The organism is Lysobacter antibioticus, from assembly GCF_001442535.1.
Lineage (GTDB): Bacteria > Pseudomonadota > Gammaproteobacteria > Xanthomonadales > Xanthomonadaceae > Lysobacter > Lysobacter antibioticus.
This window is the reverse complement of record NZ_CP013141.1, coordinates 765056-787844: the sequence shown is the minus strand read 5'-3', so window position 1 is coordinate 787844 and position 22789 is coordinate 765056. Positions and strand designations below refer to the sequence as shown.

Below are 22789 nucleotides of genomic sequence, written 5' to 3'. Positions count from 1 at the left end.
CGGGAGAGGGGTTGCGCCCGTGGCGACCTGCTTTAGCCCCTCTCCCGTTCACGGGAGAGGGGTAGGGGGAGGACAGTCGACGGGAGCGCATCAGCGCGGACCCGCACCGACCCGCGAGCCTCAGCGCGCGCTCAGCTCGTGCACCGCCGCGACCATCGCCGCGACGTGCTCGGGCTGCATGTCCGGCGACATACCGTGGCCGAGATTGAAGACGTGGCCTTCGCGCGAGCCGCCGTTGCCGTCGCGGTAATCGTCGAGCGCGCGGCCGACTTCGCCGCGGATCGTTTCCGGCGTGGCGTACAAAGTGACCGGATCGAGGTTGCCCTGGATCGCGACCTGGCCGCCGATGCGGCGCGCGGTGTCGCCCAGGCCGATGGTCCAGTCCACACCGACCGCTTCCGCGCCGCTCGCGGCGAGGTCTTCGATATAGGGATCGTTGCCCTTGCCGAACAGGATCAGCGGCGCGCGTTCGTCGCCGTCGCCGCGCGGCAGTTCGGCGGCGATGCGTTGCAGATAGCGCAACGAGAACTCGCGGTACATCGACGGCGACAGCACGCCGCCCCAGGTGTCGAACACCTGCAGCGCCTGCGCGCCGCTGGCGTGCTGGGCCTTGAGGTATTCGATCACCGCATCGGTGACCACGCTCAGCAGACGGTGCATCGCCGCCGGATCGTTGAGGGCGAGCGACTTCACCTTGGAGTAGTTGTCGCTGCCGCCGCCTTCGACCATGTAGCAGGCCAGCGTCCATGGGCTGCCGGAGAAACCGATCAACGGCACCGAGCCGTTCAATTCGCGGCGGATCGTGCTGACCGCATCCATCACGTAGCGCAGTTCCTTGCCCATGTCGGGCACGGCAAGGCGGTCGATGTCGGCGGTGGAGCGGATCGGGCGCTCGAACTTCGGGCCTTCGCCGTCGGCGAAATACAGGCCCAGGCCCATCGCATCGGGCACGGTCAGGATGTCGGAGAACAGGATCGCCGCATCGAGCGGAAACCGGCGCAGCGGCTGCAGGGTGACCTCGCAGGCCAGCTCCGGGTTCTTGGCCAGGTTGAGGAAGCTGCCGGCCTGGGCGCGGGTGGCGCGGTATTCCGGCAGATAGCGGCCGGCCTGGCGCATCAGCCAGACCGGCGTGCGATCGACGGGTTGGCGACGCAATGCGCGCAGGAAGCGGTCGTTGACGGGAGAAGGATTGGACATGAGAGAACCGTGGCGAAGTGCGCCATCAATGGGAGGGAAAGGTGGAATGCGACGAGCCGGTGGGGCTGCGCAGGAATGGGGTGGATGGGGCAAGGTCGTGGAGGCGTGGAGCCGGTCGCCTTCGATCTTCCTCAACAAAGGGGGGGAAGACCTCTCGATGGGAGGACGCCGACCGCCGCACTATCGCCGCAGCGACCACCTGGCGGCCAGCGACCGAGCGTCGCGCAACCGCGCCGTTCTCCCCTTTGTTGAAGGGGCAGGGGGGATTTGCTGTTCCCGCCCGACCGGACCGACCCAGGGAAAGCCTCATCGCGGCGCTTCGGCGCCCTGCGAGAACATCAGCTGGAAGCCGCGCTTGAGCTGTTGGTCGCGGGCCTGTTCCAGCGCCGCCAGGGCGCTGTCGTGGTCCATGAACTGCTCGCGCCGGACCGTGCTGCGGCCGCCGATCTGGCCGGTTTCGCGCAGCAGCGTCCAGCCGCCGAGCAAGTCGGGCTGCAGCATCAGCTGTACGAAGCGGGGAGCTTCGCGGCCTTCCGGCCGTTGTTGGAGAAGGAGGCGCACCCGGCGATTGTAGCGGTTGCGGGGCCCGCGCCGACCGGGCCCGTTGTCGCGGTCCGCACCCCGGAGCGTTGCGTCGGCGGTACTTTCAGGCGCCGCGGAAACCGCGTCGGTAGGCCGAGGGCGAGGTGCCGAGCTGGGCGGCGAAGTGTTGGCGCAGCGAGGCCGGGGTGCCGAAGCCGGTCTCGGCGGCGATCGCGTCCAGGCTGGCGTCGCTGGTTTCCAGCAGCCGCTGGGCACGCGCCAGCCGTTGGCCGGTCAGCCATTGCCCGACCGTGGTGCCAGTGCTGTCGCGGAAGCGGCGGGTGAAGGTGCGTCGGCTCATCAGCGCGCGTTCGGCCAGGGCGTCCAGGCTGTGCGCCTGGTCCAGATGGGCCAACGCCCAAGCCAGCACCGTGGCCAGGCGGTCGTCCTGGGCCGAGGCCGGCAGCGGCTGTTCGATGTACTGGGCCTGCCCGCCCTGGCGGTGCGGCGCGACCACCAGGCGGCGGGCGACGCGGTTGGCGATCTCGGCGCCGTGCATGCCGCGCAGCAGGTGCAGGCAGCAATCCAGCGCCGCGGCGGTGCCGGCCGAGGTGGTGATGCGTTCGTCGTCGACGTAGAGCACATCGCGTTGCAGCGCGACCTGCGGATAGCGCGCGGCGAAGTGCTCGCTCCAATGCCAGTGCGTGGTCGCGCGCCGGCCGTCGAGCAGGCCGGCTTCGGCCAGCACGTAGGCGCCCAGGCACAGGCCGACGATGCGGGCGCCGCGCGCATGTGCGCCGCGCAAGGCCTTGAGCAAGGGCTCCGGCGGGCGCTCGTCGGCGTCGCGCCAGGACGGCACGATGATGGTGTCGGCGCTGCGCAGGGCCTGCAGGCCGTAGCGCGTCTCGATGCTGAAACCGGCGCGGGTGCGCAGGCGGCCGGGCTCGGCGGCACAGACGCGCAGGTCGAATTGCGGCAGGTCGAGGTCGCGGTCGCCTTCGCGGTTATCGAACACCAGGCAGGGCACCGACAGGTGGAAGGGGCTGATGCGGTCGAAGGCGACCACGGCCAGGCGCTGGGAGTCGGCGGATTCGTTCATGGCCTGATTGTACATGGCCCGATCCTATCGAATATTGTCATTTGGGCCAGTATCGGCCGGGTCGGCGAAAGCGAACAATGAGCCCACCTCGCAGCCCCCCTTTCCGGAGACCCCTCATGAACGCTTCGTCCACCAGCCGCAAACGCGCCCTCGTCGTGATCGACGTGCAGAACGACTATTTCGCCGACGGCCTGCCGATCGAATACCCGCCGGTCGCCAAGACCCTGCCCAACATCGGCCGTGCCATGGACGCCGCGCGCGCCGCCGGGGTGCCGGTGGTGGTGGTGCAGAACACCGCGCCGGCCGGTTCGCCGGTGTTCGACAAGGGCACTCCGGGCTGGGAGCTCAACGACGTCGTCGCCAGCCGCCCGCGCGATCACTACATCGAGAAGAATTTTCCGAGCGTGTTCACCGGCACCGACTTCAAGCAGTGGATCGAAGCCAACGGCATCGACACCCTCAGCGTGATCGGCTACATGACCCACAATTGCGACGCATCCACCGTGTTCGAGGCCGCGCATCTGAACTTGAACGTGGAGTTCCTGCACGACGCCAGCGGTTCGCTGTCGTACGAGAACAGCGCCGGCCATGCCAGCGCCGAAGAGATCCATCGCGTGTTCATGGTGGTGTTCCAGAGCCGCTTCGCTGCGGTGCTGAGCACCGACGAATGGATCGATGCGGTGCACACCGGTGCGGAGCCCTACCTCGACAACCCGCATGCATCCAACCAGCGCGCACGGGCCCGCAACCGGGCGGCCGCCTGAAGCTCGGCGGCGGATCCGTCAGCGGGTCGGTCCCGATCCGCTCGATCCGCTCGGTTCGCCCGGCAATGCGAAGCCCCGCCATGGCGGGGCTTCGTCTGTCGGTGGCTGGCGAAGTCAGTACGTCGCCGGGTTCTTGAGCTGAACCTGCTGCACCCAGGTGCCGAAGCCGGTGTCCAGGTGTACGACCTCGCCGAGCAATTGCGCACCGAGCGCCTCGGCTTTGACGAAGACCGAGCCGTTGTTGTACTCGTTGATCTCGTACTCGGGGCGACCGCGCACGATCGTGCGCGAAGCATTCACGTACTGCAGGCCGGTCACGACGATGTTCCACTGATTGCCATCGGCGCTGAGGGTGGCGAAGGCCGAGGTGTCGTAGACGCCGCCGTTGGTGTAGTTCAGCACCGCATGCTTGATCGCGTCGGTGAGCGCGGCCCAGCTGATGTTGAAGATCACCGTGCTGGTGCGCGCGTTGGGGTAATTGCCGAAGCGCTCGTAGGCGGTCTGCGCGGCGACTTCGGGAATATCGGTCGGGTCGAAATGTTTGTCGAGGAATTCGAACTGGTTGGCCATGGACGGCTCCTTGGTGGTGACGGCGGCGGGTTGTGCGGAAGTGGGCTGGCCGGCGCCCGCCGCATTCGTCGCAGGCGACGGTCGGGTCAGGGCGTTGTGCAGAAGCAGCAGTTCCAGGGGGTTCAGGGCCATGCGATGCCGATCCTCAGCGCGGGTGGTGCAAGGCTGGAAACGTGCGGGCAGACGCGCTGTGAAACCTGGCGCCGAGCCCGCGACGGGGTTCACAGGTGCGACGCCGCTGCGTTAGTTCGGGTAGTGGATGCAGGCAGGGCGTTCGTTGCGAGCGCACCGCCTTCGATCTTTTCCGACCACCAGGAGCCCGCCCCGATGCCCGTATTGACTGCCGCACAATTGCAAGGACTTGCCAGCAACCATCTCGGTCCCGGCGCCGAGGTCGATCCCGATTGGGCCGATCCGAATCCCGATGCGCCGTGCTGGGGCTATGCCTTGTTCGGAGGCCCCGGCGGGCATGCCGCCAATACGCCGCCGACCATCTTCGACCAGGCTTGGTCGTTCGACGCCGAGGCCGAAGAGTTCGTGCTCAATCCGGGGTTCGTCGACTGGGTCCACGACACCTTCGGCAATGCGGCCGCCGATGCGCAGGCGCAGATTATCGCGGCCAACGCCGCCACCGCCTGCAACGATGCGGCGCCCGGCAGCGCCGCGGCGAAACAGGCCTGCACCCGCGCGCTGGCGCGTCTGTGCATGATCCTCAGCGGGCTGACCTTATCGGGCAACGACGGCACCGCGCCGACCCAGTACTCCATCGTCATGGCCTCGGACCTTTGGCGGACTTGGGAACATTGGGCGCTCGGCCTAGCGAACAACGTCGGCGCGCCGGACAACCCGGCGGTCCAGTACACCCAACGCGACGCCGGCGTGAATCCGGTCAATACGCGCTGCGGCGTCGTCTGGGGAAATCATCCGATCCTGACCACGCTCTATGTCACCGAACTGCTGCCCGGGCATATCGAGTATCTGCAACACGCCGTCGGCTGGCCTTGAGCCAAGATGCCTGGTGCAGGGCCGGTGCGGCGGCCGACGGCCGCACCCGCGTGCTGCGCACTCAACCGGCGGCGAGCACCGCCAGCACCGCGTCGTCGGGCACGCCCGCGACGATCCGCGCCGCGCCGGCCTTGTCCCACAAAATGAAACGCAGGCCGGCGGCATCGGCCTTCTTGTCCAGGCGCATGCGTTCCAGCAAGGCTTGCGGCGTCAGGCCGTCGGGAATCGAGGTCGGCAGGTCGAGCCGCTCCAGCAAATGCTTCAGGCGATCGACGTCGGCCGCACTGGCGCGCCCGAGCGCCGCCGACAGGCGCGCCGCCAAGACCATGCCGACCGCGACCGCTTCGCCGTGGTTGAGGCCGTCGCCGCGGGTGCCGGCATAGCCTTGTTCGGTTTCGATCGCGTGGCCGAAGGTGTGGCCGAAGTTGAGCATGGCGCGGTCGCCGTGTTCGTACAGATCGCGTGCGACCACGTCGGCCTTGTAGCGGCAACTGCGCGCGACCGCCTCGGCCAGGGCCTCGTCGTCGCGGGCCAGCAAGGCCTCGGCATGCGCCTCCAGCCAATCGAGGAAACTGGCGTCGAAGATCGCGCCGTACTTCACCACTTCGGCCAGGCCGGCGCGCAGTTCGCGATCGGGCAGGGTACGCAAGGCGGTGGTGTCGGCGATCACCGCGCGCGGCGGATGGAAGGCGCCGACCAGGTTCTTGCCGCTGGGCAGGTCGACCGCGGTCTTGCCCCCGACCGAGGAGTCGACCATCGCCAACAAGGTGGTCGGCACCTGCACGCAGTCGATGCCGCGCATCCAGCAGGCCGCGGCGAAGCCGGCCAGATCGCCGACCACGCCGCCGCCGAGCGCGATCACGCTGGCGTCGCGGGTGGCGCCGAGCGCGGCGAGCGCGCCCAGGCATTCGCCGAACCGCGCCAGGGTCTTCTCGTGTTCGCCGGGCGGGATCACGAAATGCGCCACGCTCAGGCTCGGCCTGGACGCATGCAGGGCGGCTTCGAGACGGGCGAGGTAGAGCGGGGCGACGTTTTCGTCGCTGACGATCAGCGCGTGGCGTCCGCGCACGGTGCGCGCCAGGCGTGCGCCGTCGTCGAGCAGGCCGGCGCCGATCTCGATGCTGTAGGTGGGCCCGCCCGATACTTCGACCCTGCGTATCGCGCTCATGCATTGACTCCGGAATAAGGGTGAGGCGCCGACGAGGCCTGCGGGCGTCGCCAGAGCGGATCGAGTTGCTCGGCGAGCCGGGTCGCGGCCTCGGCCGAGCTCAGCGCGCCGGTGTCGAAGCGCAGGTCGGCGACTTCGGCGTACAGCGGCGCGCGTTGCGCGGCCAGCGTGCGCAGCACCTGCTCGCGGTCGCTGCCGGCGAGCAGGGGACGACTGCGGTCCTGGGCCAGGCGTTCGAGCTGTTGCTCGACCGTGACCAGCAGTTGCACCACGAAACCGCGCTCGCGCAGCAAGCGCCGATTGTCGGCGGCAAGCACCGCGCCGCCGCCGGTGGCGAGCAGCAAGCCGTCGCCGGCGAGCAACTCGGCGAGCACCGCGCTTTCGCGGGCGCGGAAACCGGCTTCGCCTTCGTGTTCGAAGATCGCCGCCACGCTGCTGCCGGCGCGTTGCTCGATCTCGCGGTCGGCATCGGCCAGGCGCAGGCCGAAATGCTCGGCGAGGCGTTTGCCGATGCAGGTCTTGCCGGCGCCCATGGGGCCGACCAGGATCAGGTTGCTGGCGGGGTTCATGCTCCGATTGTAGGGCACGCAGTAGGGCGGCCGTGCGACGGTGCTTGCGTCGTCTTAACAGGCGCCGGCCTAGGCTCGGATCTCCGTCGCCGCGCAGGCGGCGGGCGGTCCCACGGGACGCCCATTCGCAGCACCCATCAGGAGAAAGACCATGGCGGTCGCCAAAGTCATCGAACTCAATACCTCGTCCACCATCGGCATCGAGGACGCGGTCAAGACCGGACTGGCCAAATGTGCCGAGTCGGTCAAGAACATCCAGGGCGCCTGGGTCAACGACGTCAAGGTGGTCACCGACGATGCCGGCAACATCACCGAATGGCGGGTCAACCTGAAGGTGACGTTCGTCGTGAAGTAAGCGCGACCGCTGCGGCCGATCGGGAGTGACGAAGCCGGCATTGCCGTCGCTTCGTCACTCGCTGCGTCATGGCCAGTTCGCGGGTGAGAGAACCCGTCGCGAGGCATCCAGGCACAGGCTCGCCTCGGCGATCTGCGGCAGCCGCGCCAGCGCCTGCCGGCTGACCCGTTCGAACAGGCTCACGAAGCGCTCCACCTGTGCCCGCGTCATCGCCTGGCGACGAGGGCGCCGCGCCTGCATCGCGCACTCCTGTTGCCAACGCCACTCGGCCACCACCTCGAAACCCGGCGGCTGCAGGAACAGCAAACGGTCCAGGCGCGACCACAGCGTCGGATAGTCGCAGCCCAGGGCGGCGTTGCAGTAGGCGCGCCAGCGGCCGTCGCCGTCCTCATTACGTTCGAGCGCGTTGATCGGCGCGACCAGTTCGGCCGCGGATTGCATCGGCGTCTTCAGGAACCAACCCTCGAACAGGGTCAGGTCGACGGCTTCGGCCTGTGCCCAACGCGACGGCACGACCCGTGTATCGCGCAGCTTGTCGAAGCGCGGCCAGCGTACGCAGGCGCCGGCGCGCAAGCGGTCGAGCACCTCGCAGGCCAGCCCGACTTCGTGGGTGCCAGGTGGCCCGCGCGCGGCCAGCAGTGGATGGACCTCGCGCCCCAGGCGCAGGCGTTCGCGCCGGCCGAGATAGAAGTCGTCGATCGACAACACCGCCACGCGCAACCCGCGCGACCGAGCGAGCGCCGCCACCTGCGCCGCCAGCGTCGATTTGCCGCTGCCCTGCAGGCCGCAGATGGCATAGATGCGGGCGTTCGCGGTGAGCGCGTCGTCGAGCACGCGGGCGACGCAGGCCGGTTCGAAGCCCGTTGCTTCAGAGTCTGTCGATGGGGAGCCGGCTGCATCGGCGCGGTCCCGGCCGGCGCTTCGGCCCAGTGCTTGGCCGGGATCTTTGCCGGATAGGGCGGACGGATGCGGGCGCGGCGACATCGGCTCACAATAGCGCAATGACCACGACCCACGACCTGCTCAACGAAGCCCTCGCCACCTTCGATACGCTGTTCGAAGAAGCCCGCACCGCCGGCGAGCCCGACCCGACCGCGATGACCGTCGCCACCGCCTCGCTCGATGCGCGGCCGTCGGCGCGCACCGTGCTGCTGAAGGCGCACGACGCGCGCGGTTTCGTCTTCTACACCCACCTCGACGGGCGCAAGGGCCGCGAACTGCAGGCCAACCCGCATGCCGCGCTGTTGTTCCATTGGCCGCGCGTGCGGCACGGCGTACAGGTGCGCATCGAAGGCGCGGTGGAAGTGGTCGGCGATGCCGAGGCCGATGCTTATTTCGCCACGCGCGCGCGCGGCAGCCAGCTCGGCGCCTGGGCTTCGAAGCAGTCCGAGACCCTGGCCGATCGCGAGACCTTCGAGCAGCGGCTGGCCCAGGCCGAGCAGCAGTTCGAGGGCCGCGACGTGCCGCGCCCGCCGCGTTGGACCGGCCTGCGCGTGCGCGCCGACAAGATCGAATTCTGGTATGGCGCCGACTTCCGCCTGCACGAGCGCTGGTCCTACGAATGCGACCGCGCCGGCGACTGGAGCAAGCGGATGCTGTATCCGTGACACCCGCCTGGCGCGTGCGCGCCGCGACCGCCGCCGATGTCGGCGCATGGTCGCGGCTGCGCCAGGTGTTGTGGCCGCAGGCGGACCCGGCCCAGCATGCCGGCGACATCGAACAGATGCTCGCCCGGCCCGAAAGCGCCGTCGTATTCCTCGTAGTCGATGCCGACGGCGACGTGTACGGCTTCGCCGAAGCCAGTTTGCGCAACGACTACGTCAACGGCACCGAGAGCTCGCCGGTGGGTTTTTTGGAAGGCTGGTACGTGCAGGCGCAGTGGCGCGGCCGCGGTGCCGGTCGCGCCCTGATCGTCGCGGTCGAGCAGTGGACCTTGCAGCGCGGTGCCAGCGAACTGGCTTCGGATGCCTTGCTCGACAACCACGCCAGCCATCGCGCCCACGCGGCCTGCGGTTTCGACGAGACCGAGCGCGTGGTGTATTTCCGCAAGCGTCTGCGCGAGCCCGGCTGAAGCGGCTGCCGCGATAGGCGTCACCGGTGTCGGCCGCGCCCCTCAGTGCTCGCGCTTGTACCAGAAGGTGTCCGGCATCCGCGCCATGCCGGCGCGTTCGTAGAAACCGACTGCGTCCGGCACCGAGGCCAGGATCACGCTGACGCTCGGCCCGACCTGGCGCCGCACTTCGTCGAGCAGACCCTTGCCGATGCCGAGCCCTTGCGCCGAGGCCGACACTGCCAGTTCGGACAGATAACAGCACCAGGAAAAATCGGTGACGCAGCGAGCCACGCCGACCAGGGTCGCATCGGCCCGGTCCAGGCGCGCGGTCACGATCAGGTTCGCGGCCGACAACATGGCCTGCAGCCGCGGCTCGTCGGCGACCGGACGGATGGTGCCGAGACCGGAGCGTTCGAGCACTTGCCGGAACTCGGCGACTTCGATCGTCGCTTCGCGCGCATAGACGATGTGGATGGGCTCGGCCATGACCGGCACCTTCGCACCGCCCGCGCCGCGGTGCAATCGCGGCGTCGGCGCACGCTCAGCAATGTCAGCGCTGTTTGGCCGACCAGGCCTGGACGATCGCGCTCAGGGCATCCAGCCCCGCAGTCAGCGCGGCCGGGCCGGGCTGCAGGATGATCGGCGACTTGATCTCGTGCAGTTCGCCGTCGCGCACCGCCGGGATGGCGTCCCAGCCCTCGCGCGCCGCCACCTGTTCGGGGCGGAATTTCTTGCCGCACCAGCTGCCGAGGATCAGGTCCGGCGCGCGCCGCACCACTTCGAGCGGGTCGGCCAGGATCCGGTCGCGCGCCAGTGACATCGCCGCGCGTTCGGGAAAGACGTCGTCGCCGCCGGCGATGCCGACCAGTTCCGAGACCCAGCGGATGCCGGTGATCGGCGGCGTGTCCCACTCCTCGAAATACACCCGCGGCCGGCGCGGCATCGCCGCGGCGCGCGCCTGCACGTCGGCGATGCGCCGCTCGTATTCGCCGGCCAGGGCATCGGCGCGGTCGCCGGCGCCGACCAGGGCGCCGAGGCGGCGGATGTAGTCGAGGATGCCGGCGACGCTGCGGTGGTTGCTGATCCAGACTTCGATGCCGTGCTTGATCAGCTCGCTGGCGATCTCGGCCTGGATATCGGAAAAGCCGACCACGAAGTCGGGCTGCAGCTTGAGGATCTCGCCGATCTTGGCGCTGGTGAAGGCGCTGACCTTGGGCTTTTCCTTGCGCGCGATCGCCGGACGCACGGTGAACCCGCTGATGCCGACGATGCGGTGTTGTTCGCCGAGCAGGTACAGCGTTTCGGTGGGCTCTTCGGTAAGGCAGACGATGCGTTGCGGGCCCATGGGGTTCCGATGCTGACGGCGAAGCGGGGATTGTCGGCCAAGCCGGCGATCCGCGGCGAGCACCGTGGGCCGCCAGTGCCCGGCACGCCGGCCCGGACGGCGCAGATTTGGGTGCAGCGCAGCAATCGCAGGCCCCGCCAGGCCGGGTAAACGGCGGAATCGCACGGCGGGATCACAGTTCGTCGCCGTATGGTGCAGCGCGGCGTGTGTTGACCATACCGCTTCGTACAGTCGGGCCGTCGGTGCCTGCCGACGTCCACCCACGATCGGAGGGATCATGTCGCGACTTCATTACCGGCGCCTGTTGCGCGCACCGCTGCTGCTGGCCTGTCTGTTGTTGGCCGGGGGGTTCCCGGCATCGGCCGACGACTACACCCGGACCCGCCACCCGGTGGTGCTGGTGCACGGCCTGTTCGGCTTCGATGCGATCGGCGGCGTCTACGACTACTGGTTCGGCATTCCCGAGGCCCTGCGTGCCGGTGGCGCCCGCGTGCACGTCGCGCAAGTGGCCGCGACCCAATCCAACGAAGTCCGCGGCGAAGCCCTGATCGACCAACTCGAACATCTGCAGGCCCTGCACGGCTACGGCAGGTTCAATCTGATCGGCCACAGCCAAGGCGGCCCGACCGCGCGCTATGTCGCCGCGGTGCGCCCGGACCTGGTCGCGTCGATGACCTCGGTCGGCTCGCCGCATGCCGGCAGCAAGGTCGCCGATTTCGTCGGCACGACCCTGCCCGAAGGCTCGCCGCTGCGGCCCCTGGCCGCATCGTTCGTCAACGCTTTCGCCGGTCTGATCGGCCTGTTGTCGGGCAGCGACGACACCCAGGATTCGCTGGCCGCCCTGGCCGCGCTGGAAAGCGCCGGTTCGGCGCGGTTCAACGCGCGCTATCCGCAGGGCGCGCCGACCACCGCCTGCGGTTCCGGCGCCGCAAGCGTCAACGGCATTCGCTATTACTCGCTCGGCGGCACCTCGCGCGGCACCCATCTGCTCGACGCCTCCGACGTGGCGATGGTCGCCGGCGGCCTGTTGTTCGGCGGCGAAGCCAACGACGGCCTGGTCGGGCGCTGTTCCTCGCATTGGGGCCAGGTGATCCGCGACGACTACGGCTGGAACCATCTCGACGAGGTCAACCAGATAGCCGGCCTGCGCGGCCTCTTCAGTTCCAGCCCGACCAGCGTCTATCGCAGTCAGGTCAACCGCCTCAAGAACGCCGGTCTGTAAGCGATGCGGCCGGTGCCGGGCATGCTCGCGGCGGCTTGCGCCTTCGCCGCGATGCTGGCGGGCGGGTGGTGGCTGTCGAGCCGAGACGAGGGGTCGGCGATGACCAGCTCGGCCGTGACCGGCGTGCGCGACATCGATCCACCGCTCGCGGTTGCGGTTTCCGCGGGCGCGTCGGCCGCCAGTATCGGGGCGCGGGCCGATTCGCTGCGCGACACCGAAGTCGACGGCGGCGTGCGCGTCGACGCGCGGGGGCGCCCGCAGCCGGATCGCGAACTGCGGCGTTTGTTCGATTACTTCCTCAGCCGCACCGGCGAGCAATCGCCGGAAGCGATCCGCGTCGCGCTGATCGCGCATCTGCAGCCGCATCTGGCTGCGGATGCGTTGGCGACGGTGCTGGCCTGGTTCGATGCCTATGTCGCCCTGGAGCGCGATTCGGTCGCGGCCGGACACGAGGCGCGCGACATGGAGGCCGCGGTGGCGCGGGTGCGTTCGCTGCGCCGCGAACGCCTCGGCGCCGAACTCGCGCAGGCCTGGTACGGCGAGGAAGAGCGCGCCTACGACGACGCGCTCGCACGGCGCAGGTTGTTGGCCGACCGCAGTCTCGATGAGGCCACGCGCGCAAGACGTGTGGCCGAACTGGACGCGCGCTTGGACCCGCAATGGCAGGCCGAGCGGGCGCAAGGTCTGGAACTCGACAGCGCCGTGCGGCAAAGCCGCGCTTTCGAAGCGCGTCGGGTCGACGCCGCCACGCGCTACGCCGAACGCGAAGCCTTATATGGACGCGAGGCCGCGCAACGCCTGGCGCAGTTGGATGCGCGCAAGGCGCAGTGGCAGGACCGCTTGCGTCGCTACGCTGCCCAACGCCAACGCGTGCTGGCCGATACCGCGCTCAGCGACAGCCAGCGCCGGCAGCGCATGGCTTCGCTATTGCAGGGGTTCGACGCCAACGAACGCCGCCGCGTCGATGTGTTGACGCGCAATGGGTTGTTGCCGGGGCCGTAGCGGTGCGTCGGCGGTCGTGGGGACGTGGTCGCGGCTTGCGCCGCTCCTACCCTGGGCGACGTAGCAAAGGGTAGGAGCGGCGCAAGCCGCGACCGCGATAATCGAACGACCGCGTCAGGCCAGTAATCGACGAAAACACGGGTCCTCACTGCCTTGGCTCGTCATCCCCGCGAAAGCGGGGATCCAGAGACTTCAGCGCGATGCGGCAAGTCTGCCCATTCGGAGCGACCGGCCCCTCAGAAAAAATCCCGATTGAACTGCAAGGTATAACGCTGCCCCTGCTCGCCGACCGCCTTGACGTCGAAGCGCAAGGTGTCCGGCGGCGAGATCGAGACCACACCGACGTAGTCGAGCAGTTCGCCGTCGCGCATCTCGCGCATGCTCAGGGCCTGCTTGCGGCCGAGCAGATCGACGCTGGTCACCGTGACTTTCGCCGGCACCGATACCGAGGTCGCGTCGTCGCCCTTGCGCAGCGACACCACTACCAGCACCGTGCGTTCGTCGTGGCTGGCGCCGTAACGCTGGGCGATCGCCGGCGACAACTGCTTGGCCTGGATGGCGCTGGCGCGCACGCTGATGTCGCCGACGCGCACCACTTCCTCGCTGCGCGCGGCATTCGGATTCTGCGCCGGCGCCGGGCCTTCGCCGCCGCAGCCGGCGAGCAGCGCCAGCATGGCGACGGCCGCGGCTATGCCTGCGAGCCGGCTCATTCGTTCGCCGCCGACAACTGGCGGCCGCGCTCGGTCGCCGCAGCGATTGCGCGGTCGACCAGGGCGCGGAAACCGCCGGCCTCGAAGGTCTCGATCGCGGCCTGGGTGGTGCCGCCCGGCGAGGTCACGCGTGCGCGCAGCATTTCGGCCGGCTCCTCGCTATGGGTCAGCATGGTCGCCGCACCGAGCAGGGTCTGCCGGACCAGGGCGCGCGCCGCCTCGGCGCTCAGCCCCTGGACCTGGCCGGCCTGCTGCATCGCCTCGGCGAGCAGGAAGACATAGGCCGGGCCGCTGCCGGAGACCGCGGTCACCGCGTCCATCTGCGCTTCCTCGTCGATGCGCACGGTCGGCCCGACCGCATCGAGCAGACTCGCCGCCTGGCCGAAGCGCGAGGCCGCGGCCGCGTTGGCGTACAGCCCGGTGATGCCGGCGCCGAGCAGGGCGGGGGTGTTAGGCATCGCCCGCACGACCGCGGCGCCACCGCCCAACCAACGGTCGAGCTGGCCGGCGGTGATGCCGGCGGCGATCGAGATCGCCAGCGGGCGTTGCGCGGCGGCTTGCGCCGCCAGGCTCGCGCAGACCTCGCGCATGACCTGCGGCTTGACCGCGAGCAGCCACACCGACGCGCCCTCGGCCGCGGCCTTGGCGTCGTCGAAGCACTGCACGCCGAAATCGCGTTGCAAGGCAGCGCGCAGGGCCTCGACGGGCTCGGCGACGCGGATGTCGCGCGCGGCGACGCCGCGGGCGACCAGGCCGCCGATCAGGCTGCGCGCCATGTTGCCGCCGCCGATGAAGGCGATCGGCCCGGAGGGGAGAGAAGCGGATTCGGACATGTTCGACCACTGCGGAGACCGGCCCGCAGGATAACAACCGCGGTCGGCGCCGTCCGCCCGGCACCGTCCGTGGGACTCAGGCCTGCGGCTTGGTCCGCGCCCCGAACAGGGCGGTGCCGATCCGGACCATGGTCGAGCCCTCGGCGATCGCCACCGCGTAGTCGTCGCTCATACCCATCGACAAGGTGTCGACGCTGCGGTGAGTTTGAGTGAGCGAGTCGAACAACTGCTTGCTGCGCCGGAACGCCGGGCGTAGTAACTCAGGTTCGTCGTGCGGCGCGGGGATCACCATCAGCCCGCGCAGGCGCAGTCGCGGCTCGGCCGCGATCGCGGTCGCGAGCGCCTCGACCTCGTCAGGACGGCAGCCGTGCTTGCTGGCTTCGTCGTCGATATTCACTTGAATCAATACGTTGAGCGCGGCCTGGTCGGCGCGCCGGTGGCGGGCCAATGCCGTCACCAGCTTCAGCCGGTCGACGGTCTGGACCCAATCGAAGCGCGTGGCGGCCTCGGCGGCCTTGTTCGACTGCAGGTGGCCGATCAGGTGCCACTCCAGCGCCAGCCCGGCCGCGGCGGTCCCGGCCATCGCGTTTTGCTTGGCCAGGGCCTCCTGAACGTAGTTCTCCCCGAACGCGGTTTGCCCTTTCAGCGCCAGATTCGCGACCGCCGTCTCATCCCGGGTCTTACTGACCGCAAGCAATCGAGGTACCGGCCTTCCGGCGTCATGCGCCGTATGCGTCAACTGATGCAAGATGTCGTGCAGGACGTGCTCGTGCACGAGGGGAATCCTGTAGTGAAAGGGCTGGATCGGACATGCCGTGAGGGGGCTATACTGCCTCGCAGGGGTGGTTTGGTTCCAGCTTGAAGTTGCAATCAAGCCCTTGAGGCTGGCTTTTCACGGACCCGGATGACGGGTCCCTGCAGTGCGGGGAGCACGCATGGATATCGCCGAACTTCTGGCGTTTTCGGTTAAGAACAAAGCATCCGATCTTCATCTGTCGGCAGGTCTGCCGCCGATGATCCGGGTCGACGGCGACGTACGCCGCATCAACATTCCGGCCCTGGACCACAAACAGGTCCATGCGCTCGTCTACGACATCATGTCGGACAAGCAGCGCCGCGACTTCGAAGAATTCCTCGAGGTCGACTTCTCGTTCGAGATTCCTGGCCTGGCGCGTTTCCGCGTCAACGCCTTCAACCAGAACCGCGGCGCCGGTGCGGTGTTCCGTACCATTCCGTCGGAAGTGCTGTCGCTGGAAGACCTCGGCTGCCCGCCGATCTTCCGCCAGCTGATCGAACAGCCGCAGGGCCTGATCCTGGTGACCGGCCCGACCGGTTCGGGCAAGTCGACCACGCTCGCGGCGATGATCGACCACATCAACAAGAACGAGTACGCGCACATCCTGTCGGTCGAAGACCCGATCGAGTTCGTGCACACCTCGCAGAAGTGCCTGATCAACCAGCGCGAAGTCCACCGCGACACCCACGGCTTCAACGAGGCCTTGCGTTCGGCGCTGCGCGAAGACCCCGACTATATTCTGGTCGGCGAGTTGCGCGACCTGGAAACCATACGCCTGGCGCTGACCGCGGCCGAGACCGGCCACTTGGTGTTCGGCACCCTGCATACCTCGTCGGCGGCCAAGACCGTCGACCGCATCATCGACGTGTTCCCCGCCGGCGAAAAGCCGATGGTGCGTTCGATGCTGTCGGAGTCCTTGCGCGCGGTGATCTCGCAGGCCTTGCTCAAGAAGGTCGGCGGCGGTCGTACCGCGGCATGGGAGATCATGGTCGGCATCCCCGCCATCCGTAACCTGATCCGCGAAGACAAGGTCGCGCAGATGTACTCGGCGATCCAGACCGGCCAGAGCCACGGCATGATGACGCTCGACCAGCACCTGCAAGACCTCGTCAAGCGCGGCATGATCCTGCGGCCGCAGGCGCGCGAGTACGCGAAGGACAAGCGTTTGTTCGACTGATGCGCCCGCCGGCGAAGTATTCCGCTTCGCCGGCCTCCGCACCGCGCCGACCGCCGCTTGCGCACGACTTCCCCTAGTTCCAGACCTCCCGAGGAGGTAGCCCCATGAACAACCCAGCCAATCCGAATCCGGCCGGCCCGGCCAGCCCCGCCACCGGCGCCATCGACTTCACCTCCTTCCTCAAGCTGATGGCGCACCAGCGCGCCTCGGACTTGTTCATCACCTCGGGCATGCCGCCGTCGATGAAGGTCCACGGCAAGATCAGCCCGATCACCCAGAACCCGCTGACGCCGCAGCAGAGCCGCGATCTCGTGCTCAACGTGATGAGCCCGCAGCAGCGTGAAGAGTTCGAAAAGACCCACGAGTGCAACTTCGCCATCGGCGTGACCGGCGTCGGCCGCTTCCGCGTGAGCTGCTTCTACCAGCGCAACCAGGTCGGCATGGTCCTGCGCCGCATCGAGACCAAGATCCCGACCGTCGAAGAACTGAACCTGCCGCCGATCATCAAGACGCTGGCGATGACCAAGCGCGGCATCATCATCTTCGTCGGCGCCACCGGTACCGGTAAGTCGACCTCGCTCGCGGCGATGATCGGCTACCGCAACCAGAACTCGACCGGACACATCATCACCATCGAAGACCCGATCGAATTCGTCCACCGCCACGAAGGCTGCATCATCACCCAGCGCGAAGTCGGCATCGACACCGACAGTTGGGAGAACGCGCTCAAGAACACCCTGCGCCAGGCGCCGGACGTGATCATGATCGGCGAGGTGCGCACCCGCGAAGGCATGGACCACGCCAACGCCTTCGCCGAAACCGGTCACTTGGTGCTGTGCACGCTGCACGCCAACAACGCCAACCAGGCGATGGACCGCATCATCAACTTCTTCCCCGAGGACCGCCGCGACCAGTTGCTGATGGACTTGTCGCTTAACCTCAAGGGCGTGGTCGCCCAGCAGCTGATCCCGACCCCGGACGGCAAGGGCCGCCGCGTCGCCATGGAAATCCTGCTCGGCACCCCGCTGGCCCAGGACTACATCCGCGACGGCGAGATCCACAAGCTGAAGGAACTGATGAAGGAATCCGTGCAGCTCGGCATGAAGACCTTCGACCAGGCCCTGTTCGAGCTCTACCAGGCCGGCGAGATCGGTTACGAAGACGCCCTGCGTTACGCCGACTCGCAGAACGAAGTGCGCCTGCGCATCAAGCTCGCCCAGGGCGGCGACGCGCGCACCTTGTCGCAAGGCATGGACGGCGTCGAAGTGGCCGAAGTGCGCTAAGGCATCGGCGGCGGCATCGCTGCGAATGAAGAACCCGGCTCCGGCCGGGTTTTTGTTTGCGCGCTATGTGCTTTGGGCTGCCTGAATTCACAAATCGGCGAATTGCAGCGCGCGCGTCTTGAAAGATGAGATCGCCAAGCGTGATCATCGCCACGGGCCAAAGCCCGACTCGGTCGCTTTCACGTACTCGCCGGCACCGCCTTCGACTGCATAGGACCAAGGACGTTCCAGCCGCCCCGCGGCTCTCTTCATCGGATGACCTGTCATGGCGCATAGCGCATTGCTCCGCTTCGTATCCCTCGTCTGTGCGACGTTGGCGATTTTGCTGCTTCCCGGCGTTTCGCTGGCGGCCGACCAGTACTGCGCCACGCGCTATATGCCGGGGCAGGAGACGGCGTGTTTCAATACTTTGGGCGAAGCTGAGAGCTACATTCGTACGGAGCCGGCGACGCCGATCGGGAATTCGCTCTTGGAAGTGGATTCCACTCGCGAGATTGGGCCTGGCAATTTCTTCCGGGAATATAAGACCAAGCGTCGTACGCCGATCTACATCGATGATTTCTATCGGGCCAACTATGTAAGCACCTGGCGTGGCTGCAATTCAGCCAATTCCACCGGTGCGGTAACGGCTCCGGACGCTTCCATTTGGTGCGGCGACGAGGCGACGATGGCGGTCGATGCTTATAGATCATCCCTCTATAGCCAGCCAGTAAACGGTACCTATTCCGGCGCCTACGAGCCGAGCACTATCAGTTGGACGCCGCAAGGCGAATATCTCTATCAATCGCGTAATTACACTAGCGCTGAGCCATCCGCGCGTAGGCTCGATGTTCAGGTTTCGCCGACACAAATTCACCCTTGGTATATCACAAGGAGGGATTGGTATCGTTGCCCGGCGACATTTTCAGCGGCGTATGCGAATTCGACCATCAAGTGGCCGCTGGTTTGTACCAATACCGCCAGAGGGACGATTTCCAAGAAGTCCGCCCAGTACGATTCTTGCTGCAAGGACGGAAATCCAGCCGTTGCGGCCACCGGCAATAAGGAATATCGCGATAGCGACTTCGACTGGGAAGGCGACACGTTCCAGCGGGTGTACAACTCCGTGCGGGATTTGTCGTTGCAATCCGGGCTGGGAGACAACTGGGCGCATTCCTATTCGGCCCAGATGATGATGTACAACGGGTTGCCGCAGACCTGGGTAAGGTCCGATGGCTACTTTGAGCTTATGACGAAGGTGACGGAAACCACCTACCGTTCGACGAACCGTCCTGGCGTGATCTTGGTTCGTGAGCCGGATGCCGTGGCCGCTCAATACGGTCGCTGGCGTCTCTCCTCGGGCGCAGGGGAGCTTGTATGGTTCAGCGAAGCAGGCCGTTTGGTCGGTTTCGATCGCGGCGGTCGATTTTATAGCGTGAGTTACTGCACCGAGGCTGATGTCCAGTCCGCAATCTGTCTGGTTGCGGGAGACTTGCTGCGTATTCGCAGCCCGTCGGGAAGAGCGATTTCGTTACATTATGTCCTCGCGGCTCAACCGAGTCTGGACGATAACGGCGTTCGCATCGGGCGGATCGAAGCCGACGGCAAGTCGCTCGTCGAGTATGTTTATGATTCGATGGGCCGGTTGACGCATGTCAGCAAGGCGGGGCCCGAGGCCGGCGAGGGTCCCGAGTACCTGTATGCCGAAGCAGATCATCTTTGCCGCACGGCGACAGGAGCAGCGATTCCCGGTTGCGACCCCAAGTTGTTCCCGCATCATTTGACGGGGGTGGTCGATGAAAACGGTCAGCGTTATGCGACCTATGATTACGACGAATACGGGCGCGTGACAATCAGCGATCATGCCGGTGGAGCGGGCAAGGTCTCGCTTGCGTATAACGCAAACGGTACGACGACAGTGACTTTGCCGACGGGTGCGGTAAAAACCTATACCTTCTCTACCGAGGCCTTTCGCCAACCCACTCAAATCGCGGTCGCTACGACCGATGGATCGGTAACTGCGCCAGAGACAGCGTTCTACTCGGCTAATAGGCGACAGTGGAGCAAGACTTCATTGGGTGCGCGAACGAACTATGTATACGACCAGTTCCAGGAGACGAGTCGTAAAGAGGGCTTAAGTTCGGGCGCGGGAGTAATGCCGCATACGCGCACGATTCAAACCGATTGGCATGCGGCGTACTCGCGGCCCACCGAAAGGCGCACGCTCAATAACACGGATGCCCTGATCGCCAAATCCAAGTGGACCCACAACGACCGCGGCCAAGTCGTGACCTCGACCCAGGTCGATCCGGTCACCAATGCCGAGCGCACCACGACTACGACCTATTGCGAGGCGGCCGATGTCGCCGCGGGCGGAAACTGCCCGGTGCTCGGCGCGGTCAAGGCCGTCGACGGGCCGCGGACCGATGTGGCCGACGTATCCAGTTATTCGTACTACGCCAGCGACGACCCGGCCTGCGCCGCATCGCCTGCAACCTGCGCCTACCGCAAGGGCGACCTGTGGAAGATCACCGACGCGCTCGGCCACGCCACCGAGTTTCTGCGTTACGACGTCGCCGGCCGAGCGCTGTCGAGCAAGGACGCCAACGGCGTCGTGACCGATCTGGAATACACCCCGCGCGGTTGGCTGGCGGCACGCAAGGTGCGCGGCACCAATAACGGCTCGGAAGCCGATGATGCGATCACTCGCATGGAGTACGACCTGACTGGCCAGATCAAGAAGGTCATCCAGCCCGACGGCATGTTCGTGCGCTACGAATACGACGCGGCACATCGCCTGACCGACATCTACGACAACGCCGGCAACCGCATTCACTACACGCTCGATAACGCCGGCAACCGGACCAAGGAAGACACGAACGACAGCAACGGGGCGCTGATGCGTACCCTGTCACGGGTCTATAACCAGTTAGGCCAACTCAAGACGGCGAAGACCGCGGAGGGTCACCCGACCGGCTTCAGCTATGACGCCAACGGCAACGGCGACGTCACCACCGATGCGCTCGGCCGCAAGACCGACAACGACTACGATCCGCTCGATCGCTTGGCCAAGACCCTGCAGGACGTCGGCGGCATCAATGCCAAGAGCGAGTTCAAACACGATGCGCTTGATCGTCTAACTGAGGTTAGTGATCCGAAGGGCCTGAAGACGGCATACGGGTACAACGGATTTGGCGATAAAGTCCGCCTATCGAGCCCGGACACGGGTGTCAGCACTTTCTTGTATGACAGTGCCGGTAACCTCAAGGGCGATACGGATGCGCGTGGTGTCGAGCGCACCTATAGCTACGACGCACTCAATCGCTTAGTCGCCGTCAGCTATCCGACTAGCGGCCTTAATGAGGCCTATGTCTACGACAGTGTGCCGGCCGTTTGCCCTGCAGGCGAAAATTTCACTCAAGGGCGTTTGACTTTGATGGCCGACTTCAGCGGGAGTACGCAATATTGCTACGATCGCTTCGGTCACACAGTGCGTAAAGTCCAGACTACGAACGGCAAGGTATTTACCTTGCAATACGCCTACGATTTGGCTGGGCAATTAAGCCGCATCACATACCCCAACGGTGCGACGGTTGAGTATCGACGCGATGTGCAGGGGCGCATTAGCCGGATCGATGCCAAGGGCGGTGCCGGGGGGGTAGCCGAGATGTTGTTAAGCCAAGTGAGCTATCAGGCATTCGGTCCCGCTGTGGGTTGGACCTATGGCAATGGGCGGGTCATGGCGCGCCCGCTCGATCTTGACTATCGCCCTGCCGCGGTCTCTGATCCCGCACCCGGTGGTCTGTCTTTCGGTCTCGGTTTCGATGCTGTCAGCAATATCAATAAACTGACTCCCGCAGGTACAGCGAATCCGCTGCTGGCCTATAGCTACGATGCGCTAAACCGTCTGACCCACCTTCGCGACGGGCCTACGAATGAAGCGATTGAGAGCTATACCTATGATGCGACAGGCAATCGTCTGAGTTTCGCGAACGCCGGAGGTGCTCACACATACACCTATCCGGCCGATAGTCATCGATTGATTCACGCAAACTCGGGCAGTTCTCGTAGCTACGATGCAAGCGGCAATGCCACGCAAGTCGATGGCAAAACCTTCGTCTATAACGATGCGGGTCGAAGCAGTGAGCTCAAACAAGGTCCGACGTTGCTGAAGACCTATTTCTATAATGGTCGCGGCGAGCTGGTTCGTAAACAGACAGAAAGCGGGAACTCCTTTTCTATTTATGATGAGTCTGGCAGGCGGTTAGGAGAGTACGACGGCAATGGGAATCTGGTTCAGCAAGTCGTTTGGATGGACCATCTTCCTGTTGGTTTGTTTGTCGGAAACAATGCGCTTCATTACATCGAGCCAGATCATTTGGCGACGCCGCGGGTCGTCATAGATGCGGTCCGGAATGTGGCTGTATGGAATTGGGATATAAAAGGTGAGGCGTTCGGCAGCGGGTCACCGAATCAAGACCCTGATCAAGATGGAATCGCTTTCGTGCTGGATATGAGATTTCCAGGGCAGCTTCATGACGCTGTAAGTGGGATGAGTTATAACTATTTCCGTGATTATGATTCAGCGGTAGGTAGGTATTCTCAGAGTGATCCTATCGGTCTGAAAGGTGGTGTTGCTACTTATGCCTATTCAGATTCTTCCCCGCTTTCAAAGTGGGATCTTTACGGTTTGAGCCCCGCATTGGGCCCCGGGTTTGTAACAGGAGATGATGTGCTTGGATGGGTTGCGTGTAAGGGAGGGGAACTGCTTCCTATTGTTAACGAAAGGACTCTTGCATGGGCTTATGGCGAATGCCCAGGTCCGATAAGAGACTGTGTTCTTGCCCATGAAAGCTCGCACATCAAGACTGCTCGAGGTCTCTCTCCAAGTATATGCACGGAGAATTTTTGGGAGTCGGGTCACGGTGATGTGAGGTATCTTGCTGATGACGATACCGCGCAAAGAATGCTCAGTGAGTTTTCGGCGCATGCCGCTGAATTGCGTTGCCTCGCTGCCAAGCTTAGGCAGCTTGATAGGTGCGATGAAAAATGTAGGAGGGTTATTCTCCGGGCGATCCGGGATACCGCTAACAGGATTCCCTCGATTGCGAATGGGAGCTATGGAAAACATTGACGGAGG

The 22789-nt window shown here is 65.9% G+C and carries 22 protein-coding genes; 10 read left to right on the top strand and 12 right to left on the bottom strand.

From position 1 onward, the window contains the following. Positions 1 to 120 precede the first annotated feature (120 nt). The 3 genes from hemE to GLA29479_RS03275 all read right to left on the bottom strand — a co-directional run bounded on the left by hemE (position 121) and on the right by GLA29479_RS03275 (position 2833). Positions 121 to 1197: a uroporphyrinogen decarboxylase gene (hemE, locus tag GLA29479_RS03285; protein WP_057917216.1), complete on the bottom strand. Its 1077-nt coding sequence runs from the start codon at positions 1195 to 1197 to the stop codon at positions 121 to 123. Positions 1198 to 1503: 306 nt separating this feature from the next. Beyond that, on the bottom strand, positions 1504 to 1758 hold the full coding sequence (locus GLA29479_RS03280) for a WGR domain-containing protein (RefSeq protein WP_057917217.1): 255 nt from the start codon (positions 1756 to 1758) through the stop codon (positions 1504 to 1506). An 85-nt stretch (positions 1759 to 1843) separates the two neighbouring features. Next, positions 1844 to 2833: a helix-turn-helix domain-containing protein gene (locus GLA29479_RS03275; protein WP_082638246.1), complete on the bottom strand. Its 990-nt coding sequence runs from the start codon at positions 2831 to 2833 to the stop codon at positions 1844 to 1846. A 101-nt stretch (positions 2834 to 2934) separates the two neighbouring features. Between GLA29479_RS03275 and GLA29479_RS03270 the strand changes: the two genes are divergently transcribed. Beyond that, positions 2935 to 3582 carry a cysteine hydrolase family protein gene (locus GLA29479_RS03270; protein WP_057917219.1) on the top strand — a complete coding sequence of 216 codons (648 nt, stop codon included), beginning with the start codon at positions 2935 to 2937 and terminating at the stop codon, positions 3580 to 3582. A 114-nt stretch (positions 3583 to 3696) separates the two neighbouring features. Here GLA29479_RS03270 and GLA29479_RS03265 read toward each other — a convergent pair whose 3' ends face one another. After that, positions 3697 to 4284, bottom strand: a complete 588-nt coding sequence (locus GLA29479_RS03265; protein ID WP_057970765.1) for a hypothetical protein — start codon at positions 4282 to 4284, stop codon at positions 3697 to 3699. A 195-nt stretch (positions 4285 to 4479) separates the two neighbouring features. Here GLA29479_RS03265 and GLA29479_RS03260 point away from each other — a divergent pair, with 195 nt between their 5' ends. After that, positions 4480 to 5157 (top strand): hypothetical protein, encoded by a 678-nt coding sequence (locus tag GLA29479_RS03260; protein ID WP_057970764.1) that lies wholly within the window; start codon positions 4480 to 4482, stop codon positions 5155 to 5157. A gap of 61 nt (positions 5158 to 5218) precedes the next feature. Here the strand turns inward: GLA29479_RS03260 and aroB are convergent, their stop codons facing one another. After that, positions 5219 to 6325, bottom strand: coding sequence for a 3-dehydroquinate synthase (gene aroB / locus GLA29479_RS03255; protein WP_057970763.1), 1107 nt, complete (start codon positions 6323 to 6325; stop codon positions 5219 to 5221). Beyond that, on the bottom strand, positions 6322 to 6894 hold the full coding sequence (locus GLA29479_RS03250; RefSeq protein ID WP_057917223.1) for a shikimate kinase: 573 nt from the start codon (positions 6892 to 6894) through the stop codon (positions 6322 to 6324). The genes aroB and GLA29479_RS03250 overlap by 4 nt, the downstream gene beginning before the upstream one ends. A gap of 151 nt (positions 6895 to 7045) precedes the next feature. Between GLA29479_RS03250 and GLA29479_RS03245 the strand changes: the two genes are divergently transcribed. Beyond that, the gene (locus tag GLA29479_RS03245) at positions 7046 to 7249 is read left to right on the top strand and encodes a dodecin family protein (protein WP_057917224.1); all 204 of its coding nucleotides are present in this window, start codon (positions 7046 to 7048) and stop codon (positions 7247 to 7249) included. A gap of 66 nt (positions 7250 to 7315) precedes the next feature. Here the strand turns inward: GLA29479_RS03245 and GLA29479_RS03240 are convergent, their stop codons facing one another. Next, a complete protein-coding gene (locus tag GLA29479_RS03240) occupies positions 7316 to 8233 on the bottom strand; it encodes a kinase (RefSeq protein ID WP_144436328.1) in 918 nt (305 codons plus the stop codon). A 17-nt stretch (positions 8234 to 8250) separates the two neighbouring features. Between GLA29479_RS03240 and pdxH the strand changes: the two genes are divergently transcribed. Both pdxH and aac(6') read left to right on the top strand, forming a co-directional pair. After that, the gene (pdxH, locus tag GLA29479_RS03235; RefSeq protein ID WP_057917225.1) at positions 8251 to 8856 is read left to right on the top strand and encodes a pyridoxamine 5'-phosphate oxidase; all 606 of its coding nucleotides are present in this window, start codon (positions 8251 to 8253) and stop codon (positions 8854 to 8856) included. Further along, entirely contained in the window at positions 8811 to 9320 is a 510-nt protein-coding gene (gene aac(6'), locus GLA29479_RS03230) for an aminoglycoside 6'-N-acetyltransferase (protein ID WP_144436327.1), read from the top strand. The genes pdxH and aac(6') overlap by 46 nt, the downstream gene beginning before the upstream one ends. Before the next feature lie 42 nt (positions 9321 to 9362). Here aac(6') and GLA29479_RS03225 read toward each other — a convergent pair whose 3' ends face one another. Next, positions 9363 to 9788, bottom strand: a complete 426-nt coding sequence (locus tag GLA29479_RS03225) for a GNAT family N-acetyltransferase (protein WP_057919962.1) — start codon at positions 9786 to 9788, stop codon at positions 9363 to 9365. Positions 9789 to 9852: 64 nt separating this feature from the next. Further along, positions 9853 to 10647 carry a cobalamin-binding protein gene (locus GLA29479_RS03220; protein WP_057970760.1) on the bottom strand — a complete coding sequence of 265 codons (795 nt, stop codon included), beginning with the start codon at positions 10645 to 10647 and terminating at the stop codon, positions 9853 to 9855. Between the two features lie 277 nt (positions 10648 to 10924). Between GLA29479_RS03220 and GLA29479_RS03215 the strand changes: the two genes are divergently transcribed. Together GLA29479_RS03215 and GLA29479_RS03210 are read left to right on the top strand one after the other, a co-directional pair. Next, positions 10925 to 11869, top strand: a complete 945-nt coding sequence (locus GLA29479_RS03215) for a lipase family alpha/beta hydrolase (protein WP_057970759.1) — start codon at positions 10925 to 10927, stop codon at positions 11867 to 11869. A 99-nt stretch (positions 11870 to 11968) separates the two neighbouring features. Next, positions 11969 to 12871 (top strand): lipase secretion chaperone, encoded by a 903-nt coding sequence (locus GLA29479_RS03210; protein WP_169795606.1) that lies wholly within the window; start codon positions 11969 to 11971, stop codon positions 12869 to 12871. 236 nt (positions 12872 to 13107) lie between these two features. Here GLA29479_RS03210 and GLA29479_RS03205 read toward each other — a convergent pair whose 3' ends face one another. The 3 genes from GLA29479_RS03205 to GLA29479_RS03195 all read right to left on the bottom strand — a co-directional run bounded on the left by GLA29479_RS03205 (position 13108) and on the right by GLA29479_RS03195 (position 15189). Continuing rightward, on the bottom strand, positions 13108 to 13581 hold the full coding sequence (locus GLA29479_RS03205) for a DUF4426 domain-containing protein (RefSeq protein WP_057970757.1): 474 nt from the start codon (positions 13579 to 13581) through the stop codon (positions 13108 to 13110). Further along, positions 13578 to 14414 (bottom strand): pyrroline-5-carboxylate reductase, encoded by an 837-nt coding sequence (proC, locus tag GLA29479_RS03200; RefSeq protein ID WP_057970756.1) that lies wholly within the window; start codon positions 14412 to 14414, stop codon positions 13578 to 13580. Before proC ends, GLA29479_RS03205 begins: the two co-directional genes overlap by 4 nt. A gap of 76 nt (positions 14415 to 14490) precedes the next feature. Next, a complete protein-coding gene (locus tag GLA29479_RS03195) occupies positions 14491 to 15189 on the bottom strand; it encodes a YggS family pyridoxal phosphate-dependent enzyme (protein ID WP_425599958.1) in 699 nt (232 codons plus the stop codon). Positions 15190 to 15349: 160 nt separating this feature from the next. Between GLA29479_RS03195 and GLA29479_RS03190 the strand changes: the two genes are divergently transcribed. From GLA29479_RS03190 to GLA29479_RS23465, 3 genes are all read left to right on the top strand, one after another. Then, a complete protein-coding gene (locus tag GLA29479_RS03190) occupies positions 15350 to 16387 on the top strand; it encodes a type IV pilus twitching motility protein PilT (protein ID WP_031370959.1) in 1038 nt (345 codons plus the stop codon). A 104-nt stretch (positions 16388 to 16491) separates the two neighbouring features. Further along, on the top strand, positions 16492 to 17670 hold the full coding sequence (locus GLA29479_RS03185) for a PilT/PilU family type 4a pilus ATPase (RefSeq protein ID WP_057970755.1): 1179 nt from the start codon (positions 16492 to 16494) through the stop codon (positions 17668 to 17670). A gap of 265 nt (positions 17671 to 17935) precedes the next feature. Further along, positions 17936 to 22783 carry an RHS repeat-associated core domain-containing protein gene (locus tag GLA29479_RS23465; RefSeq protein ID WP_082638245.1) on the top strand — a complete coding sequence of 1616 codons (4848 nt, stop codon included), beginning with the start codon at positions 17936 to 17938 and terminating at the stop codon, positions 22781 to 22783. Positions 22784 to 22789: the final 6 nt, after the last annotated feature.